Source organism: Rathayibacter sp. CAU 1779, assembly GCF_054551755.1.
Window position 1 is genome coordinate 213280 of the sequence record NZ_JBTOLK010000001.1, and the last position, 21064, is coordinate 234343.

Genomic DNA, 21064 nt, shown 5'->3' on the forward strand with positions numbered 1-21064 from the left:
CCCGGTGCGCGAGCAGACTGTCAGCCATGGGCTACTTCATCCTGGTCATCGCGCAGACGATCGTGCTGCCGATCGTCTCCGGCGTCGTGCAACTGGCGCTGTTCGGCGGGGACCCGGTACTCGCATTCGGCATCTGGTGGGTGTTCTGGGGCGTCGGCACCCGCCTGCTCGTGGCCGGCATCGTTCAGGTCTCCGGCAAGGGACCGACCAGCGCGATCCTGGGCGCCGCCGCCCCGAGCGTTCAGGAGAGGCAGCTGGCGCGCGAACTCGGCACCGCCAACATCGGGATGGGGCTGGCCGGGCTCCTCGCTCTCGTGCCGGGTTGGGCGCTTCCCGCTGGACTCGCCGGAGGGGTGTTCCTGCTGATCGCGGGACTCATGCACGTGACGAAGAGGAACAAGAACCCGCAAGAATCCCTCGCCACCTGGACCGACCTCATCGTCGGAGTCGTGGTCATCGTGCTGGCCGTCGACGTTCTGGTGCACGCCATCGTCGCCTGAGCGAGTACGGGCGCGACGACGATCCCGGCCGTGTCAGTCGCGCGTGCTCACCGGTCGCTGCGCGTGGAGCGATGGCCAGGCTCGTCGGAACGCTCGGCAGCGTCATCCCCGTCTTCCGGCTCGAGGTCGCCGATGTCGACAAGCCCGCCGAATTCGTAGTGCACGGTGGCGCCGGGCTGCGGCTCGCCCGACAGCGCGCGATACAACGAGTTGAACATCGGGTCGGAGCGCGCACGATGTTTTCCCGGGATCGATCCAGCGGATGCCTGTTCCACCGCTGCGCAGACGAGGTCGCGTTCGAAGTCTTCAGGGTCGAGTTCCATCACCTGGCCGTCGAAGGCGCCGCCGTGCAGCACGGCGTGGAACGTGGGTCCGGAGTCGAGGATGTCGGCGAGTTCGCTGCGGAACTCGTCGAGGCTGATCGACCGGTTCGCACCGACCAGGAGCGCCACGCGCTCCAGGAGATCGCCGCGCTGGGTTTCGGTGAGTCCGCTGACGGACTCGACCAGTTCACCGGCATCCAGGGCAGCGAGCAGCTGCTCCGGAGTGGGTTCGATGTCGTCGTCCATGGCCTCACGGTAAATCGGGATGCCGCAGACCGGAGGCGTCGCGCGGCGAGTCGCGTCAGTCCACAGTGGTGTGCGCATCGCCGGCGAGGAGGCGCTGCAGGCTCAGCTCCACATCGGCGACGCGGCCTGCACCGACGAGGGACTCCCACTCGGTGCGAAGGTCGTCGAAGACCGCCTCGCCGTCGCGCATCAGGGAACGCCCGCGATCGGTGACGGTCAGGCGGATGCTGCGCCCCTCGCCTGGGATGCGCCGACGCAGCACGTATCCGCCCTCTTCCAGGAACGCGACGGTCTTCGCCGCGGCCTGCTTGGAGACCGAAGTGCGTCGTCCGACCTCGGAGACCGTGCCCGCCCCGGCCTGCACAGCACGCAGGGCGAAGTCGTGGGCGGGGCGCACATCCGGATATCCCCTGGCGGTCAGCCGTTGTCGCGCTTCGTCGGCGAGGTAGCGGAATCCGCTCAGGAGCAGCATCGCCAGATCGGCGCCTTCACGGGACATGCCTCGATCGTAAGACCCGTGGATCGTGGCTCTCCTGCCGCGAGACAATCTGGTTGTCTTAATGCGTTCACTATGACAACCTGGTTGTCTTGGATCGATCGCCGGAGGCACCATGAACTACGACCAGGCCACCATCGACGGCGTCCGCCACGACCTCGCGGAAGTGAACGGCACCCGACTGCACTACGTCACAGCAGGCGACCACGGTTCACCCGTGCTCCTCGTGCACGGATTTCCCGAGTCCTGGTGGGCCTTCCACAGGCTCATCCCGCTGCTCGCCACCCGGCACCGCGTCTACGCCGTCGACCTGCGCGGATTCGGCGACTCGGACACCGCGGACGACGACTACTCCAGCTCGGTCGCCGCGGAAGATCTTCACGCACTCATCCAGCACCTGTCGATCGGACCGGTCCACGTGGTCGGGCAGGATGTCAGCGGCAGCACCGTCTACCGGCTCGCCGCCACGCATCCCACGGATGTCGCCGGCCTCACCGCGATCGAATCGGGCATCGCCGGATTCGGGGCGGAACGACTTGCGGATGTCACCAACGGCGGCGCCTGGTACATCGGTGCGCTCGCAGCTCCCGGTATCGCAGGCCTACTGTTCGAGAAGCAGGCGAGAGCCTTCATCGGCGAGTATCTCTATCCGCTGTACAAGGTCTCGTCAGCCGCCGTCGGCCCTGCGGATGTCGCCGAGTACGCCCGCGGCTACGGACGACCGCACGGATTCTCCGGCGCCGCCGGCCTCTACCGCAGCATGCTCACCGAGGGCGACGAGCTGCGCATGCTGGCGGGCGAGCATCCGCTCAGGATGCCGGTCACCGCCATCGGCTCCCGCGGCGGCGACTTCACGTACCAGTCGTTCAGCGCGGTCGCGGCCGATGACGTCACTCTCGTGCACCTCGACGACGTCGGCCACTATGTCGCTCAGGAGGTCCCGGAGCTGCTGGCGGATCGGCTGCTCGAGGCGTTCGCCAGGAGTGAGGCGTCGGTCGCGCGCTGAGGAGGGCGTCCGTGGAGCGCAGCGCGGGCGTCGTCGCGTGCACCCGAACGGCGCTGTCCACCGACGTGACCCGCATCCGGGTGCACGCGACGGTGCGGCGAAGGCAGGGGTACGAAGCGCACCGCCGGCGACGAAGATGGGTGCATGGGCGGGATCCCGCGCGAGAGCCGCTCGTGGCATCCGAGCCGAATGCTGCGAGCGACGATCGCCGCTGCCGTTGCTCTCACGGCCGTCGTCGGCTGCACGGCGTCCGAGCCCCGGTCCGTACTCGGACCGAGCGCAACCGATGCGAGGAGCGAAGCAGCCTCGGCGGGATGGACCGGGATCCCCCTGCCCGCGACCGCTGCCCGCATTCTCGTCTTCCTGATCGCCGGTGACCGGATGCTCGCCCTCGGCTCCATGCCGCACGGCTCAGCCCGCGCGCCCGCGGCCTGGTCGACGACCGACCTCGAGCACTGGACGGAGTTGACGGTTCACCCGGTCACCGGATACGGACGCCTTGCCGAGTTCACGATGGGTGCCGTCGACACGACCGATCGCCACGGTGACCTCGAACGGATCGTCGCGTGGGGGCAGGCGTTCGGCGGGGCGCACAGCAATCCGCGTCCGACGACCTGGACCGGACACCCCGGCACGCAACGCCGTCCGGGCGCGCTGACCGAACACGAGCAACCGTTCACGATGTTCGGCGGCGAGGATGCCATCACGACCGACGCAGAGACGGCGTATGGCGGGACCATGCTGCTGGCCGGATCCTGGGACAGCCGGGTCACACTGGACGGTCCGGGACGATACGGCGCCGCCGTGTGGCTGTCCGGGTCAGGGACGACGTGGACACGGCACACGGACCTGCCCGGCCTCTCCGCGAACGACGGCGAGCAGACGAGCGCCGTGGGTGCGACTGCGGGACCGGCAGGATTCGTGCTGGTGGGCGCATCCGCACACTACGGACGATCGGGCCCGCCGAGCACTCCGCTTGCCTGGTTCTCGAGCGACGGGCTCGCGTGGCAGCGCGTCACGCTTCCGGACGCGGAGAGCGCGGTGGCGAGCCAGGTCGCGTGCTGGTCGAATGCATGCGCGGTGATCGGCAGCACGTTGGCATCCGAGCAGCACGTGATCTGCTGGCAGACGGATGCCACGGGCCGCGTCACCGCCACCTCCAACGGTCCTGGCCGCGGGCTCGTGGACGTGACAGGGGTGGTCGTCGCCGATCCGGCATCCGGTTCCCATGCCGCCGGCACGAACGCAATCGACGCGAGCCACGCCGGAACGGAACGGCTCTGGACCGTCGCAGACCTCGACCACGTCGCGCAGATTTTCACGCTGAGCTCCGACTGCTCCGGTTGGACGCCGCTCCCGATGCCGGCGAAGGCCGCGACCGCCGTGGTCGCTGTGTTCCACGATCGCCTTGTGCTGGCGACGACAGGCGGGACCGCATCGCGGTTGTGGGTGCGAGACGCGAGGGGCTGAGCGTTGTCACCGGTCCCGCCTAAGGTGCCGCATGTGGCGGAGCCGGTGGATCAGTGGTGGGCGAGACGGCAGTTCTCGCGCGGCACCGATGTGCCGTATCCAGTGGGCACCTACCGGGAGGCGTGGGCGCCATTTCCCGCCCTCATCAGGCAATATCATCCCGACTTGAACCAGGGATTCACGCTGACGCAGATTCCTCCGGCGGCGGAAGTGCTGCTGCAGTGGCAGTGCGACGCCGGCCACATCTTCGTGGCGACACCGGCGGAGCAGCGCGACCGTCCTGGGCAGCGTCGGCGGCGTTCGGCGTGGTGTCCGGAGTGCACGCGGCTGGCGTTGGGGCGTCCGAATCCGCGCGTGAGCCTCGTGCTCGATCGCAGCATTCCGCAGTCGGAGCCAGACGTTCCAGCGAGGCAGCAACCGAGCACCCCGTCGAGACGGGAATCGCGCACCCCGTCGAGCCTGCGACCGGGCACCCCGTCGGGACGGGAACCGAGCACCCCGTCGAGGCAACAAGCGGGACTCCCCAGCGGCACGCCCCTGCGGATGTCTGCTCCCAGGCGGCGGCCGCCGCGACGCCTCTGCGACAAGACGCCCCAGCTGCCGACCGGCACTCCTTTCCTCAGTCCGTGCGCGCCCAAGCCGGCATCCGCTGTCGAGGCTGAGCTTCGTGCGGGTCTCGAGGCGCGACTGGCGCTGACGAGCGGATGCAACGCCATCCGCGTCGCCCGCCCCTTCTTCGATCACCTCGAGGTCTGGCCCGACATCCTGCTGCCCGAGCTGCGCGTGGCGATCGAGTACGACAGCACGGGACGCCACGGGCTCGAGCACGTCGGCAAGCGTCAGCAGACGGATGAGCGCAAGGACCGCGCGGTTCGCGCATCCGGATGGGAGGTGGTACGGATCCGCACGGGACGGCTCCCCGCGATCGGGCCGCACGACATCGTCGCGTCGGGCGTCACGCGGAAGACGTACGAGCGGATCATCTACGAGCTGCGCGTCATCCGCGGTCCGCTGTTCGTGGACGCGTACCTGCTCTGACGCGGATCAGTGCTCATCCCCGCAGCGCGATCGCCTCACTGACCCACCGGGCGTAGAGCTCCCACGGATCCTCGATCCCTGCGCGCAGCGCATCCGCATGCTCGATGAGCTCTGGCACGAGGTGGAACCATTCGCTCGTGCCCAGCCGCCACGGCGCGAACTGCTCGTGACGCGCACGCTCACGGGAACGTCCGCCTCGTTCCAAGGCGACCAGCTCGTGGTGCCAGAGTTGCGACATCCGCTGCCGAAGGTTGCTCGAGGTGCCGATCTTCATGCGGTCGTCGAAGCGGATGTAGTACACGACGTCCACGCGCGGCAGCGGCAGCTCGGCGTCGGGGCTCGTGCCGTACACCCACTCGCAGACCGAGCACACCCACCCGGACGGATACCGGACGCCCACCCGCGCCCCGCACGCCGGACACGGTGTCGGCAGCACGTCGTGCACGCCGAACTCCTGAGCGACCCAGTCGGCGCCGAGCGCCAGGTGGTGGACGCAGAGCGGGACGGGCGCGCCGGTCGCGACGACATCGGCGCACCCTGGAACGGTGCAGCCGGGCGCCACGCCGCGAGCGTCTCCACCGGATTCGTCCGCGTGGTCGCGCGTCATCGTGATCTCGTTCCTGCCGGTTGCGCCCAGCATGGCAGCTACCTCCGACGTGGCGGATGCGGATGCCGCTACGAGCGTCGGTACGGATCGGTGAGCAGCTCCAGGTGTCCGACGTGGCACGCCGTTTCCTCGAGCATGTGGACCATGACCCATCGCAGGGTCACGGTCCCTCTCCCGAAGGACGGACGCGTCGCACGCGTTTCAAGGCTGGGGAGACCCGCGAACACGGCGCGGCTGCGCTCGCACGCGCCCCGATAGAGCCGGATGATCTCCTCGACCGAGTCATCCTCGGCGGACTCGAAGTCCCAGTCCGGGCGATCGTCGAACGGCGCCGATGCCCACGGTTCTGGGAGCTCTCGCGATCCGGCCCTGGCGGTGAACCAGTGGTCCTCCATGTGGGCGAGGTGTTTCACGATGCCGCCGGGCGTCAGGTTCGTCGCGGGCAGGCTTCGGGTTCGCGCCTGCTCGTCGGACAGCACGCCGAAGCGGCGCAGCACACGTTCGCGGTAGAGGTCGAGGAACTGGGCGAGGGTGGTGCGCTCGCCCGCGTCGAGGTCGGGATAGACGAGAGCCTCGTCCGATTCACTCACGTTCCGAATCCTGCCACCCGGCACGCAGCCTGCGCGGCCGCACCCACGACTCGCATCGTCAGGTCGCTGCCCCGTCACCGAGATGGCGGGCGAAGAACCGAACGGCGCTGTCGATCTCGAAGGGCGGGATGCGGAAGTGGCTGCCCGGGTTCGCGTGCAGCGTCTTCTCGGCCGATCCGAGCGCCCCGAAGAGGCTCAGCACGTCCTCTCGCGGGTTGCTCGCGTCGTCCCACTGCAGCAGGAACTCGACAGGGACCGTGATCCGTGAGGCCGGCTCGAAGAGCCATTCGCTCCCCACCAGGCCGAGCACGGCCGCGCCGATCCGCGGCTCGTCTGCAACGAGACGGATGCCCAGCTCGCCACCCTGAGACAGGCCGTAGTACCCGATCGGCCGGCTCTCGTCCACGAACTCCGTGTTCTGCAGCTCGTCGAGCGTCGCCTGCCAGTCGGGGATGAGCTCCGCGACCACCGTTTCGTACATGGCTCGCTTCTCGGCCTCGAACGTTTCACCCGAATCCATCAGCCCATCGATCTCGGAGACCAGCCGCATGACCTCCGGGTGAAAAGGGCGATCCCCTGTGCCCGGAGCGTCGATGGCGGCGACCGCGAACCCGCAGGTCGTGACGAAGGGAAAGGCGCGGGACGTGACCTCCCATCCCTTCTTGCTCGAGCCGCCGCCGTGCCCGATGAGCACCAGCGGACGCGGGGTAGTCGCATCCGCGGGCGTCCAGAGCACGCCGGGGATCTCGCCGAGAGTGTAGAGCTGCTCGCGGATGCCGTCGGTCACCGTCTCGGATGTGAAGCGCACGCTGGATTCCAGCAGACGAAAGGATGCCGGGGCAAGGGCGATTCCGGCCGCAATCGCGATCGATAGGCTCGAACCGTGGACGACGGCGCGCACCCGACCGGGGACGCCGTCGCGTCCCGGCCGCGCGAAGTCCTTCGCCACCGGGCGTTCGCTCTCTTCTGGACCGCGAGCAGCATCCGCGCGCTGGGAAGCTCGATCTCCGGCGTCGCGTTCAACGTCCTCATCGTGTCCGTGTTGCACGCGACGGCCGTGCAGATCAGCATCCTGAGTGCTCTCGGTGTCGTGCCCTACCTGTTCCTCGGGCTGATCATCGGTGCGCTCATGGATCGCTGGCGTCGGCAGCGCACGCTCGTGCTCACGAGCATCGGGCGTGCGCTCGCGCTCGCGGCGATTCCGGTGCTCCTGCTGACGGGGACGCTGACCTTCTGGTCGCTGGCGATTGTCACGCTCGTGCTCGGCGTGCTGATCCTCTTCGCGGATTCGGCGGCTCAGCCGCTCCTTCCGCGCATTGTTCCGCGCGACTCACTCGTCATGGCCAACGCCCGGCTCGGTCAGAGCGGCACGGTGGCCGGCACCGCCGGACCCGCGATCGGCGGCGCGCTGCTGGGCCTGCTCGGTGCGCCCATCCTGTTCGCGTTCGACGCGGTGATCACCGCCGTGTCGGCCGTGCTCCAGTCGCGGATCGAGGTCGACGAGCCGAAGGCCGCCCCTCGCAAGCCCGGACGTCACATCGGTTACGACATCGCCGAAGGAATGCGATACACGTACCACCATCGGACGTTGCGTCCGCTGGCACTGTCGGTCCACACCTGGTTCCTCGGCAACAGCATCGTGACGACCGTGTTCGCGGTCTTCGTGCTCCGCGAGCTCGACCTCCAGCCGTGGGCGTACGGAGTCGCGCTGGCGTTCGGCGGAGTGGGCGGGTTCCTCGGAGCCCTGGTCGCTCCACGCGTGGGAGAACGGCTCGGAGCGGGACGAGCGATCTTCCTCGGGCGTGTGCTCGTCATCCTCCCGTGGGTCGCTCTCGCCGTCCTGCCCTTCAGCGACGCCGGCGGCACGGCCTTCCCTCTCGTCGTGGTCTCCGCCGCGCAGTTCGTCTACTGCCTTGCGATGGGGATCGAGGATGCGAACGACACCGGCTACCGGCAGTCCGTCGCGCCCGACGGCATCCAGGGGCGGATGAACTCGACAATTCGCACCGTGAATCGCGTCCTGTTCTTCTTCGGGGCCTTGTTGACCGGACTTCTCGCAACGCTCCTCGGGTACCGGGTGACCATCGGGATCGGCGCGGCCGTCTTCACGGTTGCGGCCCTCATCGTCGCCTTCTCACCGCTGTTCGCAGCACGCCACAACGACCAGACGGAAACGACTGTCTGAGCACGGGCGCCCGCCGACATCTCCCTATGCTCGAACGATGGACGAGCGGGCACTCATCGAGCACCTCGATGCACTGCGTCGTGCGAGCGACCATCCGGTCGTGGCCGGGATCTCCGGATACTGCGGCTCAGGCAAGTCGACGCTCGCGAGGTCGCTGGTGGCGGCGCTGCCGGGAGCGGTGCGGATGCGCGGCGACGACTTCCTCGATCCGGTTCGCTCTCATCGACGCTCCACCGACTGGGACGGAGTGGAACGCACGCGTCTGGTGGACGAGGTGCTCGCGCCGCTCCGCACGGGGATGCCGAGCACGTTCCGCCGGCTCGACTGGGCGCGCGGCGAGCTCTCCGCTCCGGAGCCGGTGCCGACGACGGATCTTCTGGTGGTCGACCTGATCGGCCTGTTCCATCCCGAAGCTCTGTCTTCTATCGACCTCACGATCTGGTGCGACGTCGACCTCGATACCGCCGCCGAGCGCGGAATGGCCAGAGACCGGCGAATGGGGCGATCCCATGACGCGCTCTGGCGCGAGGTCTGGGTCCCCAACGAACGCGACTTCGAGCGCGGATTCGCGCCGAAGGAGCACAGCGCCGTGTTGTATCGCGCGCGGTAGCTGGGGGATTCCGATACTCCCACGCGAAACCCTGGCGGCAACTTGTCTCCAGCGCGTGCGATCATTCGTACATACGTTCGATTGATCGGAGTGCGGATGCGAGGTGAGGCGACCGTGCTGCACGCCGACCTCGATGCGTTCTACGCCTCGGTCGAGCAGCGGGATGCGCCGCAGCTGCGCGGTCGTCCGGTCATCGTCGGCGGCGGAGTCGTGCTGGCCGCGAGCTACGAGGCGAAGGCCCGCGGCGTGCGCACCGCGATGGGCGGACGGCAGGCGCGCGAGCTGTGTCCAGACGCCGTGGTCGTTCCGCCGCGCATGGAGGTGTACTCGGCGGCCAGCAAGGACGTGTTCGCGATCTTCCGCGACACGACTCCGCTTGTCGAGGGCCTGTCGATCGACGAGGCGTTTCTGGAGGTCGGCGGGCTACGGCGCATCGCGGGCACACCGGAGCAGATCGCCGTTCGGTTGCGTGAGCGGGTGCGCGCCGAAGTCGGCCTCGCCATCTCGGTGGGCGTCGCGCGCACGAAGTTCCTCGCCAAAGTCGCCAGCGCGGTCAGCAAACCCGACGGGCTGCTCGTGGTCGAACCGGACCGCGAGCAGGAGTTCCTGCTCCCCCTTCCGGTCGAACGATTGTGGGGAGTCGGCGCAGTGACGGCCGAGAAGCTGCATCGGCTCGGCATCCGCACTGTCGGACAACTCGCCGAGCTGGAGGAATCCAGCGCCGAAAGGCTCCTCGGCAAGGCTGCCGGCGCACACCTGCACGCGCTGGCCAGGCTGCGGGATCCGCGACCGGTCGACACCACACGGCGACGCGGATCCATCGGCTCGCAGCGTGCACTCGGCTCCCGTCCTCGTCCGCCGGAGGAACTCGACCTCATCCTCACCCAGATCATCGATCGGCTTGCCCGCCGGCTCCGCGACAAGGAGCGGGTGTGCCGCACTGTCGTGCTGCGCCTCCGTTACGGCGACTATGCGAAGGCCACCCGTTCGCGCACCCTCCGCTCCCCGACCGACCGCACGGGGATGCTGCTCACCGTCGCGCACGGCCTGCTCGCCGCGGCTCTTCCCGAGATCACGGAGCGCGGCATCACGCTCATCGGCGTGTCGCTATCTCAGCTGGGGCGAGCGGACTGCATCCAGCCGGAGTTGCCGATCGACTGGGACGACGGAGCACGCCTCGACTCGGTGCTCGACGCCGTGCGGGAACGCTTCGGGGCGACATCCGTCTCCCGTGCCGCGCATCTCGGGCGGGACCCGGGACTGACAGCGCCGCTGCTGCCGGAGCACGAGTGAGCGCCCGAGCCTCATGGCATGGTTGACACAGTTCGTTTGCTACCTGACAATATAAATGTCAGGTAGCAAACGAACCCAAGGAGATCCTATGTCTGCGGATCGCATCACCCTCGTCACGGGAGCCAACCAGGGCATCGGATTCCAGGTGGCCAAGGAGCTCGTCGCTGCGGGCCACACCGTGTTCGTCGGATCCCGCGACCTCGAGCGCGGCACCCAGGCGGCGGCCCGACTGGGTGCCGGCGCGATCGCGCTCCAGCTCGACGTCACGGATCGCTCGTCGATCGATGCTGCGGCGACGCGCATCCGCTCCGAGAGCGGACGTCTCGACGTGCTCGTGAACAACGCCGGCATCTCGAATACCTCGGGCAACCAGGTCGGAACGCCCGAGTACTTCACGACGGCGATGGCCAGCAACGCGTCGCTCGACGAGGTCCGAGCGGTATTCGAGACAAACGTCTTCGGTGCGCTGGCCGTCTTCCAGGCGATGCTGCCGCTGCTGCGCGAATCGACGGATGCCCGCATCGTCAACGTCTCGAGTGGTGCCGGATCGCTCACCGCTAACGCCGACCCATCGTTCCCGTATCGCCAGGCGTTCGGCCCGATCTACGCCGCCTCCAAGACGGCACTGAACGCGATGGGGCTCGCCATGATGATCGAGCTGGAGGGCACCGGCATCAAGGTGAACCAGGCATCCCCCGGCTTCACGGCGACACAGCTCAACGGGTTCGCCGGCACCGAGAGCGTCGAGGAAGGCTCCCGCGAGATCGTGCGCGTGGCACTGCTCGGACCGGATGCCCCTGGCGGCACGTTCACACGGTGGGACGACGTGGACATCCCGTGGTGACCGGCTTGACATTGTGACGACCGTCGCCGTCATGATGTCTGGTGGCAAACGATACGGACGACCAGCACGACTCGGTGGGGGCGTGGGCGAAGAAGTACTACTACGCGAACCGCGCGGCCATCGAGGCGATCCTGCGTCCCTTCGACCTCGGCTGGACGCAGTGGGCGGTCCTCTACCAGCTCACGAACGACGGCCCATCCCTCCAACGGGATCTCGGCCACACCCTCGGAGTCGAACGCGCCAGCCTCAGTTCCGTGGTGAGCACGCTCGTGCGCAAGGGGCTCATCGCGCAGCGAGCCCACAGCACCGATCAGCGTCAGCGTGTGCTGGACCTCACGGAAGCAGGTCGCACGCTGTGGGCGTCGCTGCCGGACCCGGTCGGCACATCGCTGGCCATCTCGTTCGACGGCGAGGACCCGGAAGACCTCGCCACGGCTGTCGCAGTGCTCAAGCGCGGCACGCAGCGTCTCGCGCGCGCGGACAGCGTGTGACCGGGGAAGACGATCAGCAAGCGTGCCTCCGCGCGACCCGCACTGTGTGACGGCCGAGGGTGACGGAGACCGGCGTACGGGCGAGGTGGGCGCGAAGCGCACCGCTCACGGCCCGAACGCCGTGAGGAAGCGGTCGCGGAAGGCGTCCATCCGCCACAGGGGCGACGCGCTCGTCGGCCGCAGTCCCGACGACCAGTGCCATGCGGCGATCGAGCGGAACACCGCGGGATCCTTCGCGATGATGCTGATCGGCACCTCGTGGTTCGCGCCTTTGCCGCTCACGATCGTCGCGGGCTGGTGGTCCCCGAGCGCGATGACCACGAGGTTCGGATCGTCGACGTTCTTCAGGAACGAGTACATCGACTGCAGCGAGTACTGCACCGACTGGCCGTAGAACTGTTGCACGGTCTTCGGGTTCTGCCAGACGGTGCCAGAGGACTCGCTCTGCGCGGGCTGCGGGTCGTAGATCGAGCCGTCGCCGATCTGCGACCACGGCACGAGCTGCGGCAGCGGCGCCCACGGTGTGTGCGAGGAAACCAGGTCGACCTCGGCCATGACCGGCTGGTGCGGTCCGCTCAGCTCGTGGTCGGTGAAGTACTTCCACGTGTACTGGTCGGGGATGCGGGCGTATCCGAACCGCGGACCCTGATATCCGACGTTCTCGGCGTTCAGCAGCGTGTCGTAGTGGTAGAAGGACGTGCCGAACGGCCAGGGCTGCGCATCCGATGGCACATCGCTCACCGTGCGCCAGCCCGCCTTGCGGAACGCGTCGCTCAGCGTGAAGCGATCGCTGCGGATCACCGTGCTGTAGATCGGTTGCTCGTCGACCCACAGGCCGGTCTGCAGCGTGGAATGGGCGAGCCAGCTGAGCCCGCCGAACGTGGGAGAGGTGAGCCACGCGCTCTGGGCGGTGTAGCCATCCGCTTTCAACTGGGCGTCGCCATCGCGCAGCACGGCATCCACCCCGCGGGAGAAGTCAGTGCCCTGAACGGCGACCTGCCCGTAGCTCTCGACGAAGGCGAACACGACGTCCTTGCCGCGCAGCGCCGTGAGCAGGTCGGATGCCGGTTCTTCGGCGAACGCATCGTCCGCGATCGCTCGAGGCAGTCCCGCTTGCGCCGACAACGTGGTCGACACCTGCGACACGGCCGTGCCGATCGCATCGACGGATGCCGCAGCCGCCGTCGGCTGACCGGCGACGAGCTGAGACCCGACGAGCGCGGCGACGATCCACGCGGCGGTCACACCGCTGAGCACCGCCGTCCCCACCTTCAGATGGCGGCGGATGCCAGCACTCACCCGCAGCGCGGCCCACGCGAGCGCGACGGCCAGCGCCACGGCGAGCACGGCGGCCAGCACGACGAGTGCCGTGGTCGCGGCGGATCCGATCGAGTCGGACACCACGCCGAGCGCGTCGTCGAGCTGCTGCCAATCGGCAGGATCGAAGTGGATGTCGAGCACCTGCTCGTATCCGACGTCGATGCCCGCGAGCGCGATCGCCACGACCACGACCGTGCCGAAGACTGCGGCGAGCACGATCCGCACCCACCGCCACGGCATCACCATCAGGATGAGCAGGATCACGAGCGATTCCACCGGCACCCGGACGAGCGCGAGAGCGGATCCGGCCGAGAGGATCCCCGGCACGAGCGGCGCCACGACGAGGAGCACGACGGCGATGGCGAGCGCGAGTGGGCTCCACCGGCGCCGGGTCGAGCGCTTGGGCCGTGCGGGCGCAGTCCGTGCAGCTGTGGTCGACACGGGTGGTGTCGGCACTGGCGGGGTCGATACGGGCCCGGTCACGGCATCCGCTCCGACAGCGCGTATCGCAGCAGCACGAGGTCCCCGATCTGCCGAGTCTCGGCCAGGCGCGCACGACGCGACGGCGTGAACGGGAATCGTCCGGAGCCGACCACCCGAGGCGCCTGTGCCGCCCCCACGAAGAACGGCGCGATCACCAGCTGCAGCTCGTCGACGAGATCTGCCGTCAGGAACTGCGTCAGCACACTGCCACCGCCCTCGACCATCAGACGCCGCACGCCTCGACGGCTCCCGAGATCGTCGAGCAGCGCGGCCATGGACACGCGTTCACCGAGTCCGATCACCGTCGCGCGGTCGCCGAGTCTTTCGCACAGGCGACCCTCCGTCTCGCTCGGGCAGTAGACGATCCGCGCCGCGTCTCCGGTCGTGAAGAACGCCGCATCGGGCGGCAGGTCGCCGCTCGAGGTGACGGTGACCTTCGCAGGGGAACACGCCAGCCCATCGGCGATCCTGCGTTCGCGCCGCGCATCATCGCGCACGAGGAGGCGAGGATCGTCGCGTCGCACGGTCGACGCTCCGACCATGATCGCATCGCTCGCGGCGCGCACCTCGTCGACGCGGTCCAAGTCGGCGGCGTTCGACATGCGGAGCCGGCGCGGTCCTGTGCTGTCGAGATATCCGTCGATGGACATCGCGCAGCTCAGCGTGACGTACGGACGCTCTGTCATGCGCTGCTCCCCCGTGCCGGCACTCGCGTTCCGTGGCGAGCGCGATCGCCTGCCGCGGCCCGTCGGCGCGCCCGGATGCCGTCCCCCAGCAGAACCACGACCCCGGGCACCACGGCGAGCATCGTCAGTACGCCGAACGCCGCCGACACCGCCACCCCTGCACCCGCGCCCAGCCCGATCAGTGCGAAGGCGGATGCGCTGGCCGCCTCGCGGGGACCCCATCCGCCCACGTTGATCGGGATCGCGGATGCGCACAGCACCACGAGCGCCACCGCACCGAGACCCCCTGGCTCGGTCTCGACCCCCACGGCGAGTCCGGCAACGATGAAGGTCGTCGTGTACGCGGCGACGACCACGACCGAGGACACGACGAGGGCGACGAGGGCGAGCGGACGTGTGATGAGGGGGCGGAGCATCCGCCCTTCCCGCGCGAGCACTGCGCGACCGCGTCGTGTCGCGGCCACCGCACCGATCACGATTGCGACGAGCACGGCGAGTGCCGCGCCCGCCCACGACAGCGGTCCCAGTGTGGACGTGAGCCCGAGCGGGACGAGCACGGCGAGCGTCACCACGGTCTGCACGATCTGACCGGCCACGCGTTCTGCGACGACGGAGCGTGCAGCGACGGCCATGCGCTGCTCGCGGCGCCCTTGCGCGTAGGCACGGTGCACGTCTCCGACGACTCCGCCGGGGAGCACGGTGTTGAGGAACATGGCGCGGTAGTAGGACGTGAACGCGTCGCGCCAGGCGAGCGGCATGCCGAGGTGCGCGGCGACGACGCGCCACCGCCACGCCGCGGCGGCCGTGGCGATCGCGGTGAGCCCGAGGGCGATCGCGATCGTCGCGGGCGAGACGGACGCGATCCCGTTCAGGAATGGCCCGACGCCGACCGCGAGCACCGTCGCCACGACGATCGCGACGGCCGCAAGGATCGTCAGCCCCCCGCGCGCCCTGCCCACCAGGCGGATCACGCGGGCCATGCGAGCAGGTCCTCGTGCGAGACGATCAGCCGGAGGGATCCCCTCGCCGCTGCGGCGTGACGTCGGCGGCGGTAGTCCTCGGCGACCCCGATGAGGGCCGGGCGCTGCTCGATCGCGGCGTCCACCCATCCGTCCAGCCACGCATGAATCAGCAGCGCGTCGTCGGGTCCGAGGCGCCACGGTGTTGGTGCCAGGCGGATCCGCCAGCCCGCTGCGGCGAAGAGCCTCGCCAGCAGCGGTACGGCATCCGGCCCGAGCAGGCGTCGACCGCCGGCCGTTCGCCGCTGATGGTCGTTGAACGCGTCGCGGATCACGGCGTCCAGCGGATCCGCCGGGTACAGCCGCACGTCGCCCGTGACCGTGAGACTGAACAGCGCCGGTGCTCCGGCCGCGACGCAGGCCGCCACGATCCGCTCGGCCTCTTCTCGTGTGACGACGTCGAGCACCGCGGATGCCGTGACCGCCGATGCACCGTCGAACGCCGACCGAGCCAACTGGGCAAGATCCTCCACGCTGAGATCGGCCTCGACCGGTCGGCCGGCATCGTCGACGACCGACCGGAGCTCGACATGCGACAGGATGCCGGCATCGCCGTCGTGCAGCACCCACCGCTGCGGACCAGGCAGCAGCGGTGCCAGCCACCTGGTCATCGCGCCGGATCCCGAACCGAGGTCGTGGATCGCGAGGCCGGCGGACGGCACCGACCCGTGCGCGAGCAGGCGGCGCAGCTCGGCAGCAAGCTCCGGCGAGCGTGCTGCATCATCGGCTGCGGCTCGGAGCGCGAGCCACTGCGGCGAGACGATCGAGATCGAGGTCATGCCGACACCAGCGCTTTCTCGACCGTGGCGGCCGTCTCCGGCCATCCGGACAGCAGCGTGCGAGCGTGCCTGGCCTCCGTGCGGAGCCGATCGCGGAGCCCCGGATCCTGCAGCCACGCGTCCAGCGCATCCGCCAACGCTGCCGCGTCGTCCGGGCGTACCAGCATCGCGCCGCCCCGTGGCGTGCCGTTCATCCCGGCGGCGCCCATGCCCAGCGTGTCCGGAATGCCGCCCACGGCGGCGGCCACCACCGGGATCCCGCGCGCCTGCGCCTCGGCGAGCGCCATCCCCGAGCTTTCGACACGGGACGGCGCGATGAGCAGCGCGGTCCGACGGTAGACGGTGTCGAGCTGGTCGGGCGTGAACACGCCCGCCATCCGCACGCGCGCACCGAACTCGGCCCTCTCTGCTATTTGAGCTGCGATGCGGGCCGCGAACGCGGGAAACGCGGTCGTTGATCCGATCAACGTGCAGGTCCAACCGGACTCCGATACGAGGGCGAGCGCGTCGAGCAGGAGGTCTTGGCCCTTGTGCGGCGCGATCACGCCCACGCAGAGCAGTTCCCCTCCTGGTTCGGAGGCTGTGGCGGGTGCACGCCGGTGCGCTCCGGGGGCTGCGACGGTGATGCTGTCGCTCTCCGCCAGCCCGCGCCGCACGAGTTGGTCGGCCGTCCACCGGCTCGTCGTCACCACTCGTCGAGCGCACGCCAGCGACCGCCGCTCGGCGTCCGCGGTCGCGCTCGACGCATCGGGGAAGGCTGCCGCGACCATGTGCGCGAGGACGACGAGGCGGATGCGCGTGCTCGCCGCCGCGAGTTCGGCCGCCGCCCAGCCCCCCACCAGTCCGTCAACGAGCGCGAGGCCGCCGTCCGGTACGGCGTCGACGGCGGCGGCCACCTTGGCGGATCCCTCTGCATCCGGATCCGCGACGCGAACCACGTTCACCCTCCAGCCACGCTCACGCAGTTCCGTCCGGATCTCCCGGTCGTACACGTTGCCGCCGCTGACCCGTGCCGGATCGTCGATCCCCTCCGGCACGAGGAACCACACGATCCGCTCGGCCATCACAGCACCCCTGTCGTTGCCGCCGCTGCGATCGGTGTCGTTGCCGCCGCTGCGGTCGGTGTCGTTGCCGCCGCCGCCGCCGGTGTCGTGTCCGTCCGAGTCCCGCTCATCAGCGCGTCCCGTCCATCAGCGCACTCCGTCCATCAGAGCGCCACCTCGTACGACGCCCATGCGACGTGCGACTCGTGCAGCGTGACGGCGATCCCGCTGAGCCGTGTGGATCCGAGCACCCCGTCGCGAGCACGCGAGGCGAGCCGATCGCCGATGACCTGGCACAGCCGCTCCGTCGTGGTGTTGATGCCCTGCAGGTCAGGATCCTCGTCGAGGTTGCGATACGAGTACGCGGCGACGATCTCGCGCAGTTCGGTGGTCGCGCGTCCGATGTCGACCACGATCCCGTCGGCGTTCAGGTCGGATGCGCGGAACGTCGCATCCACGACGAACGTCGCGCCGTGCAGGTTCTGCGCCGGGCCGAAGACCTCGCCCTTCAGGCTGTGCGCGATCATCAGGTGGTCGCGCACCGTGACGCTGAAGCTCATTCCGCGCTCCAATCGATGGTGTGGCACAGGTCGTCGGCGGTGCCTGCGGCGAGGGATGCGACCACGGACGACAGGTCGCGCCATCCGGAGGTGCCGCCGAGGAGCGCGTCGAACACCGGATCCTCCAGCAGTCGCAGGGCGAGCGCGAGACGCTCGCCGGTCGTCCTCCGTCCCCGCCGGCTCGACGCAACCGCGCCCACTTGACTGGAGCGGATGGTCAGCCGACGCGAGTGGAAGTCCGCGCCCAGGTCGAGGGGCACCTCGCCGCTGCCGTACCAGCTCGCGACGATCACCTCGCCGTCCGTCGGCGCGAGCCGAAGCGCCAGCCCCAGACCGGCGGCGGATCCGCTCGCCTCGATCACGACGTCCGCATCCGACGGGGCGTCGTCCGGCGCGGCGAACCGTGTGCCGAGCGCCGATGCGACGGCGGCTCTGGCCGGGTCGATGTCGACGAGGGTGACCACGAGACCGGGGATGCCGCGCAGCAGCGCCGCGACGGAGCATCCGATCATCCCCGCACCGACGACCACCACACGGTCGCCGATCAACGGCCGGGCGTCCCACAACACGTTCACTGCTGTCTCGACCGCGCCGGCGAGAACCGCTCGCCGCGCGGGCACTCCCTCAGGGACGGGGACTAGCGCGTCGACGGATGCCACGAACCGCGACTGATGCGGATGCAGCGAGAACACGGTCCGCCCCCGCCACTCCGATGGACCGTCGTCCACGACCCCGACGTTGAGGTAGCCGTACTTCACCGGGAACGGGAAGTCGCCTTCCTGGAAGGGTGAGCGCATCCGCTCCCACTCGCTCTGCGGCACCTCGCCGCGCGCGATGATCGTCTCCGTGCCACGACTCACCCCTGTCCACAGCGTGCGGACGGATGCCTCGCCCTCCCCCGCCCGCCGCTGCGGCTCGTGCCGCAACTCGGCCACGCCAGGGCCGGTCGTCCAGAGGGCGATCGCGTCATCCGCTTCATCACGATGAACCGCAGAGGGGCCGTGCAGCGTGTTCCTCATCACGACCATGATGAACACACGGAGGTCGCAAGGGAATGGTTCAGGTCACGCCGTGGTGGTGGGCGCTCGCAGGATGCGCCGCGCTCTTCCTCGTGGGCTTGCTCATGCCGCTGTCGCTCGCGGGCTGGGCTTTCGGCGTCGCCTACCTGTTCGTGTCGTCACTGCTGCTCTCGCTCGGGCTCGCTCGTCGACACGCCACGCGCCTCGGACCGGCGAACGCCGTGACGGCCACGCGGTCCGTGCTGGTCGGGGTCGCGACCGCCATGGTCGCCGCGTCGTTCCAGACACCGGTTCCGACGGCCGTGTTCGTCACGATCGTCGCCGTCGCGCTCGCCCTCGACGCCGTCGACGGAATCGTCGCGCGGCGCACCGGCAGCGAGAGCGAGCTCGGCGCCCGGTTCGATATGGAGGTCGACGCGTTCCTGCTGTTCGTGCTCTGCGTCTACGACGCCAGGTACGTCGGATGGTGGGTGCTCGCGATCGGCCTGATGCGGTACGCCTTCGTCGCCGCCGGATGGCTGCTGCCGTGGATGCGGGCGACCCTGCAGCCGCGCTATTGGCGCAAGGTGGTGACCGCCAGCTGCGGGATCGCGCTCACCATCGTGGCCGCACGGATTCTGCCGCAGCCCCTGGACGGAATCCTCGCCGCCGCGGCGCTCCTGCTGCTCGTCGAGTCGTTCGGACGGGACGTCGTGTGGCTCGCCCGTTCGCACGCGTCACGTTCCGCCGACGAACCGGGGCAGGCCGATGAACCACTCGGGCCACTCCCTCGTGTCACCGGAAAGGGCCTCCGCACGCAAGGCGGGACAGAAAGCGAGTAGGGACATGTCCGAAACCGGCCAGCCAGTGCAATGGCTGATGCGCATCCTGAGCGCGATCATCCTCGTCATCGTCGGCGGCATCCACCTCTTCCTCGTTTTCGACGGCGTCGGCGGCACACTCGGAGTGCTCTTCGTGCTCAACGCCATCGCGGCGCTCGTGCTGGCGGTCGGGATGCTCGTCCTCCGCGGCAGACTCCTCCAGTTGGCCACCGTGTTGAGCCTGCTGTTCCTCGTCGCCACACTCCTGGCGCTCCTCCTCGCGCTCACGGTCGGCCTCTTCGGCATCCGCGAGGTGTGGACGTTCACCCTCGTGCCGCAGACCGTCGTGATCGAGTCGATCGGGATCGTCGTGCTCGCCGTCGCGACAGCCGTCATGTTCCGCAGGACGCCGGAGATGGCGGCGTCGCGGTGACGGTGCCACGGTGACGGCGTCGCGGTGTCCTTGCGTGCGCGGCGCCTCCCCGCGGCCCGCGTGTCAGGTCGCGTCGTCAGGGCGTGCTGAAAACCGGAGGCGGCACTGAAAACCGGAGGAATTCTGCGGTTTTCGACGCGAGAGCGCGATCACTCCGGTTTTCGTGAGCGGTGGGTGCGGGCGTGTGGCCGCACTGTAGGAGTCTTGCCACGGGGCGCTACAGCGCCCGTAGCAGCTCCAGCGACGTACGCACCTCACCCTCGAAGTCCTCGCCCCAGTTGCACTCGAGCGACACACTGCCGTCGTATCCGGCCTGCTGCAGCGTCGCGAGGAACTCCCGCCACGGCCAGTCGCCCGAGCCGAGGTGGCGGCGGCCGCTGTCGGCGATGTGGGCGTGTCCTATCCGCGCGGCGTGCTCCAGGATGGCGTCGAGCGGCTCCCCGCGCAGCATGATGTGGAACAGGTCCGCGACGATCGGCACGTTGTCGATCCCGTACGCGTCGAGGAACTCGGCCGCCTCGCCGATCGAGTTGATCAGATTCGTCTCGCCGGCGTGCAGTGGCTCCAGCATGACGCGCAGACCGGATGCCGCTGCCGTGTCGCGCGCGATCCGCACGATGTCCGCGAACTGATCCCGCGCGTCCTCGGGGCTCACGCCGTCCGGCACGGTCCTGGAACGCCCCGATCCGAAGACGACCTTGGCGCCGGGTTCGGCGACCTCGCCGAGGATCGGGAAGACCTGCTCGAAGTACGCTCGCGCGGTATCCGCTCGGCCGTCGGTACTCCCCGCGGCACTGCCCTCGGCGCTCCTCTCCGCACCGATCAGCTGCAGGGAGCCCGGCACGAGGACCGCGAACGACGGATGCTTGCGGCCGCGATACGCGTCAGCCAGACGCCACCCGGCGCCATCCGGCACCACCACGTTGTCCACGATGAACGGCTCGACGTAATCGACTCCGGCCACGAAGGCTGCATCGAGGCGGGCTGCGTCGGTGATGACGCCGAAGGCGGAGAACGGCATGGGTGACCTTTCGGGGGGCAGACCCGGTCATCCGCGATTCGCCTGACGACGGACGCTGAGCCCGGTGGGACATCGGGCACGCTAGCACCCCGAATGAATCGATTCAGCCCGATCGCGCGGCGTGGCCCCCGAGTCGGACCCCGCCCGGATCACTCCCGGTCAGGTCCTGCTGTCAGGTCCTGCTGTCAGGTCCTGCTGTCAG

Annotated in this window: 24 protein-coding genes; 11 read left to right on the forward strand and 13 right to left on the reverse strand. The window is 69.3% G+C overall.

What is annotated here, in order from left to right; genetic code table 11:
- Window positions 1-26 precede the first annotated feature (26 nt).
- Window positions 27-500 carry a hypothetical protein gene (locus ACX9R5_RS00970; protein ID WP_459407139.1) on the forward strand — a complete coding sequence of 158 codons (474 nt, stop codon included), beginning with the start codon at window positions 27-29 and terminating at the stop codon, window positions 498-500.
- A 47-nt stretch (window positions 501-547) separates the two neighbouring features.
- Here ACX9R5_RS00970 and ACX9R5_RS00975 read toward each other — a convergent pair whose 3' ends face one another.
- Together ACX9R5_RS00975 and ACX9R5_RS00980 are read right to left on the reverse strand one after the other, a co-directional pair.
- Window positions 548-1069, reverse strand: coding sequence for a hypothetical protein (locus ACX9R5_RS00975; protein WP_459407140.1), 522 nt, complete (start codon window positions 1067-1069; stop codon window positions 548-550).
- Between the two features lie 55 nt (window positions 1070-1124).
- Window positions 1125-1568 carry a MarR family winged helix-turn-helix transcriptional regulator gene (locus ACX9R5_RS00980; protein WP_459407141.1) on the reverse strand — a complete coding sequence of 148 codons (444 nt, stop codon included), beginning with the start codon at window positions 1566-1568 and terminating at the stop codon, window positions 1125-1127.
- Window positions 1569-1680: 112 nt separating this feature from the next.
- Between ACX9R5_RS00980 and ACX9R5_RS00985 the strand changes: the two genes are divergently transcribed.
- From ACX9R5_RS00985 to ACX9R5_RS00995, 3 genes are all read left to right on the forward strand, one after another.
- Complete coding sequence (locus ACX9R5_RS00985; RefSeq protein ID WP_459407142.1) at window positions 1681-2571, forward strand: alpha/beta fold hydrolase; 891 nt, start codon at window positions 1681-1683, stop codon at window positions 2569-2571.
- A 144-nt stretch (window positions 2572-2715) separates the two neighbouring features.
- Window positions 2716-4041 (forward strand): hypothetical protein, encoded by a 1326-nt coding sequence (locus tag ACX9R5_RS00990; protein WP_459407143.1) that lies wholly within the window; start codon window positions 2716-2718, stop codon window positions 4039-4041.
- 33 nt (window positions 4042-4074) lie between these two features.
- A complete protein-coding gene (locus ACX9R5_RS00995; RefSeq protein ID WP_459407144.1) occupies window positions 4075-5079 on the forward strand; it encodes a zinc-ribbon domain-containing protein in 1005 nt (334 codons plus the stop codon).
- A gap of 13 nt (window positions 5080-5092) precedes the next feature.
- On the opposite strand, the gene ACX9R5_RS01000 is transcribed toward ACX9R5_RS00995, so the two are convergent.
- From ACX9R5_RS01000 to ACX9R5_RS01010, 3 genes are read right to left on the reverse strand one after another with little or no spacing between them, the layout of a single operon-like run.
- Entirely contained in the window at window positions 5093-5719 is a 627-nt protein-coding gene (locus ACX9R5_RS01000) for a GIY-YIG nuclease family protein (RefSeq protein WP_459407145.1), read from the reverse strand.
- Window positions 5720-5754: 35 nt separating this feature from the next.
- Entirely contained in the window at window positions 5755-6276 is a 522-nt protein-coding gene (locus ACX9R5_RS01005) for a DinB family protein (RefSeq protein WP_459407146.1), read from the reverse strand.
- 58 nt (window positions 6277-6334) lie between these two features.
- Window positions 6335-7084, reverse strand: a complete 750-nt coding sequence (locus tag ACX9R5_RS01010; RefSeq protein ID WP_459407147.1) for a dienelactone hydrolase family protein — start codon at window positions 7082-7084, stop codon at window positions 6335-6337.
- 75 nt (window positions 7085-7159) lie between these two features.
- On the opposite strand from ACX9R5_RS01010, the gene ACX9R5_RS01015 reads away from it, so the two are divergent.
- From ACX9R5_RS01015 to ACX9R5_RS01035, 5 genes are all read left to right on the forward strand, one after another.
- On the forward strand, window positions 7160-8461 hold the full coding sequence (locus ACX9R5_RS01015; protein ID WP_459407148.1) for an MFS transporter: 1302 nt from the start codon (window positions 7160-7162) through the stop codon (window positions 8459-8461).
- Window positions 8462-8498: 37 nt separating this feature from the next.
- Window positions 8499-9071 (forward strand): uridine kinase family protein, encoded by a 573-nt coding sequence (locus ACX9R5_RS01020; RefSeq protein WP_459407149.1) that lies wholly within the window; start codon window positions 8499-8501, stop codon window positions 9069-9071.
- A gap of 96 nt (window positions 9072-9167) precedes the next feature.
- Complete coding sequence (gene dinB / locus ACX9R5_RS01025) at window positions 9168-10364, forward strand: DNA polymerase IV (RefSeq protein WP_459407150.1); 1197 nt, start codon at window positions 9168-9170, stop codon at window positions 10362-10364.
- An 88-nt stretch (window positions 10365-10452) separates the two neighbouring features.
- Window positions 10453-11208, forward strand: coding sequence for an SDR family NAD(P)-dependent oxidoreductase (locus ACX9R5_RS01030; RefSeq protein WP_459407151.1), 756 nt, complete (start codon window positions 10453-10455; stop codon window positions 11206-11208).
- Window positions 11209-11249: 41 nt separating this feature from the next.
- Window positions 11250-11699 (forward strand): MarR family winged helix-turn-helix transcriptional regulator, encoded by a 450-nt coding sequence (locus ACX9R5_RS01035; RefSeq protein ID WP_459407152.1) that lies wholly within the window; start codon window positions 11250-11252, stop codon window positions 11697-11699.
- 105 nt (window positions 11700-11804) lie between these two features.
- Here the strand turns inward: ACX9R5_RS01035 and ACX9R5_RS01040 are convergent, their stop codons facing one another.
- From ACX9R5_RS01040 to ACX9R5_RS01070, 7 genes are all read right to left on the reverse strand, one after another.
- A complete protein-coding gene (locus tag ACX9R5_RS01040; RefSeq protein WP_459407153.1) occupies window positions 11805-13460 on the reverse strand; it encodes an alkaline phosphatase family protein in 1656 nt (551 codons plus the stop codon).
- Between the two features lie 38 nt (window positions 13461-13498).
- Entirely contained in the window at window positions 13499-14188 is a 690-nt protein-coding gene (locus tag ACX9R5_RS01045) for a RibD family protein (RefSeq protein WP_459407154.1), read from the reverse strand.
- Window positions 14185-15168, reverse strand: a complete 984-nt coding sequence (locus tag ACX9R5_RS01050) for a lysylphosphatidylglycerol synthase transmembrane domain-containing protein (RefSeq protein WP_459407155.1) — start codon at window positions 15166-15168, stop codon at window positions 14185-14187. The genes ACX9R5_RS01045 and ACX9R5_RS01050 overlap by 4 nt, the downstream gene beginning before the upstream one ends.
- On the reverse strand, window positions 15156-15986 hold the full coding sequence (locus ACX9R5_RS01055) for an SAM-dependent methyltransferase (protein ID WP_459407156.1): 831 nt from the start codon (window positions 15984-15986) through the stop codon (window positions 15156-15158). The genes ACX9R5_RS01050 and ACX9R5_RS01055 overlap by 13 nt, the downstream gene beginning before the upstream one ends.
- On the reverse strand, window positions 15983-17050 hold the full coding sequence (locus tag ACX9R5_RS01060) for a glycosyltransferase family 4 protein (RefSeq protein ID WP_459407157.1): 1068 nt from the start codon (window positions 17048-17050) through the stop codon (window positions 15983-15985). The genes ACX9R5_RS01055 and ACX9R5_RS01060 overlap by 4 nt, the downstream gene beginning before the upstream one ends.
- A gap of 143 nt (window positions 17051-17193) precedes the next feature.
- The gene (locus ACX9R5_RS01065; protein WP_459407158.1) at window positions 17194-17589 is read right to left on the reverse strand and encodes a 6-pyruvoyl trahydropterin synthase family protein; all 396 of its coding nucleotides are present in this window, start codon (window positions 17587-17589) and stop codon (window positions 17194-17196) included.
- Window positions 17586-18608 (reverse strand): zinc-dependent alcohol dehydrogenase, encoded by a 1023-nt coding sequence (locus ACX9R5_RS01070; RefSeq protein WP_459407159.1) that lies wholly within the window; start codon window positions 18606-18608, stop codon window positions 17586-17588. Before ACX9R5_RS01070 ends, ACX9R5_RS01065 begins: the two co-directional genes overlap by 4 nt.
- 35 nt (window positions 18609-18643) lie before the next feature.
- Here ACX9R5_RS01070 and ACX9R5_RS01075 point away from each other — a divergent pair, with 35 nt between their 5' ends.
- Window positions 18644-19429, forward strand: coding sequence for a CDP-alcohol phosphatidyltransferase family protein (locus ACX9R5_RS01075; protein ID WP_459407160.1), 786 nt, complete (start codon window positions 18644-18646; stop codon window positions 19427-19429).
- A gap of 4 nt (window positions 19430-19433) precedes the next feature.
- On the forward strand, window positions 19434-19841 hold the full coding sequence (locus ACX9R5_RS01080; RefSeq protein ID WP_459407161.1) for a hypothetical protein: 408 nt from the start codon (window positions 19434-19436) through the stop codon (window positions 19839-19841).
- Window positions 19842-20058: 217 nt separating this feature from the next.
- Here ACX9R5_RS01080 and ACX9R5_RS01085 read toward each other — a convergent pair whose 3' ends face one another.
- Window positions 20059-20862, reverse strand: a complete 804-nt coding sequence (locus tag ACX9R5_RS01085) for a sugar phosphate isomerase/epimerase family protein (protein ID WP_459407162.1) — start codon at window positions 20860-20862, stop codon at window positions 20059-20061.
- Between the last annotated feature and the right edge of the window lie 202 nt (window positions 20863-21064).

Coding starts and splice junctions, on each gene's coding strand:
- ACX9R5_RS00970 (WP_459407139.1), top strand. CDS start 27: ATGGGCTACTTCATCCTGGTCATCGCGCAGACGATCGTGCTGCCGATC.
- ACX9R5_RS00975 (WP_459407140.1), bottom strand. CDS start 1,069: ATGGACGACGACATCGAACCCACTCCGGAGCAGCTGCTCGCTGCCCTG.
- ACX9R5_RS00980 (WP_459407141.1), bottom strand. CDS start 1,568: ATGTCCCGTGAAGGCGCCGATCTGGCGATGCTGCTCCTGAGCGGATTC.
- ACX9R5_RS00985 (WP_459407142.1), top strand. CDS start 1,681: ATGAACTACGACCAGGCCACCATCGACGGCGTCCGCCACGACCTCGCG.
- ACX9R5_RS00990 (WP_459407143.1), top strand. CDS start 2,716: ATGGGCGGGATCCCGCGCGAGAGCCGCTCGTGGCATCCGAGCCGAATG.
- ACX9R5_RS01000 (WP_459407145.1), bottom strand. CDS start 5,719: ATGCTGGGCGCAACCGGCAGGAACGAGATCACGATGACGCGCGACCAC.
- ACX9R5_RS01020 (WP_459407149.1), top strand. CDS start 8,499: ATGGACGAGCGGGCACTCATCGAGCACCTCGATGCACTGCGTCGTGCG.
- dinB (WP_459407150.1), top strand. CDS start 9,168: ATGCGAGGTGAGGCGACCGTGCTGCACGCCGACCTCGATGCGTTCTAC.
- ACX9R5_RS01030 (WP_459407151.1), top strand. CDS start 10,453: ATGTCTGCGGATCGCATCACCCTCGTCACGGGAGCCAACCAGGGCATC.
- ACX9R5_RS01045 (WP_459407154.1), bottom strand. CDS start 14,188: ATGACAGAGCGTCCGTACGTCACGCTGAGCTGCGCGATGTCCATCGAC.
- ACX9R5_RS01050 (WP_459407155.1), bottom strand. CDS start 15,168: ATGGCCCGCGTGATCCGCCTGGTGGGCAGGGCGCGCGGGGGGCTGACG.
- ACX9R5_RS01055 (WP_459407156.1), bottom strand. CDS start 15,986: ATGACCTCGATCTCGATCGTCTCGCCGCAGTGGCTCGCGCTCCGAGCC.
- ACX9R5_RS01060 (WP_459407157.1), bottom strand. CDS start 17,050: ATGGCCGAGCGGATCGTGTGGTTCCTCGTGCCGGAGGGGATCGACGAT.
- ACX9R5_RS01065 (WP_459407158.1), bottom strand. CDS start 17,589: ATGAGCTTCAGCGTCACGGTGCGCGACCACCTGATGATCGCGCACAGC.
- ACX9R5_RS01070 (WP_459407159.1), bottom strand. CDS start 18,608: ATGAGGAACACGCTGCACGGCCCCTCTGCGGTTCATCGTGATGAAGCG.
- ACX9R5_RS01075 (WP_459407160.1), top strand. CDS start 18,644: ATGGTTCAGGTCACGCCGTGGTGGTGGGCGCTCGCAGGATGCGCCGCG.
- ACX9R5_RS01080 (WP_459407161.1), top strand. CDS start 19,434: ATGTCCGAAACCGGCCAGCCAGTGCAATGGCTGATGCGCATCCTGAGC.
- ACX9R5_RS01085 (WP_459407162.1), bottom strand. CDS start 20,862: ATGCCGTTCTCCGCCTTCGGCGTCATCACCGACGCAGCCCGCCTCGAT.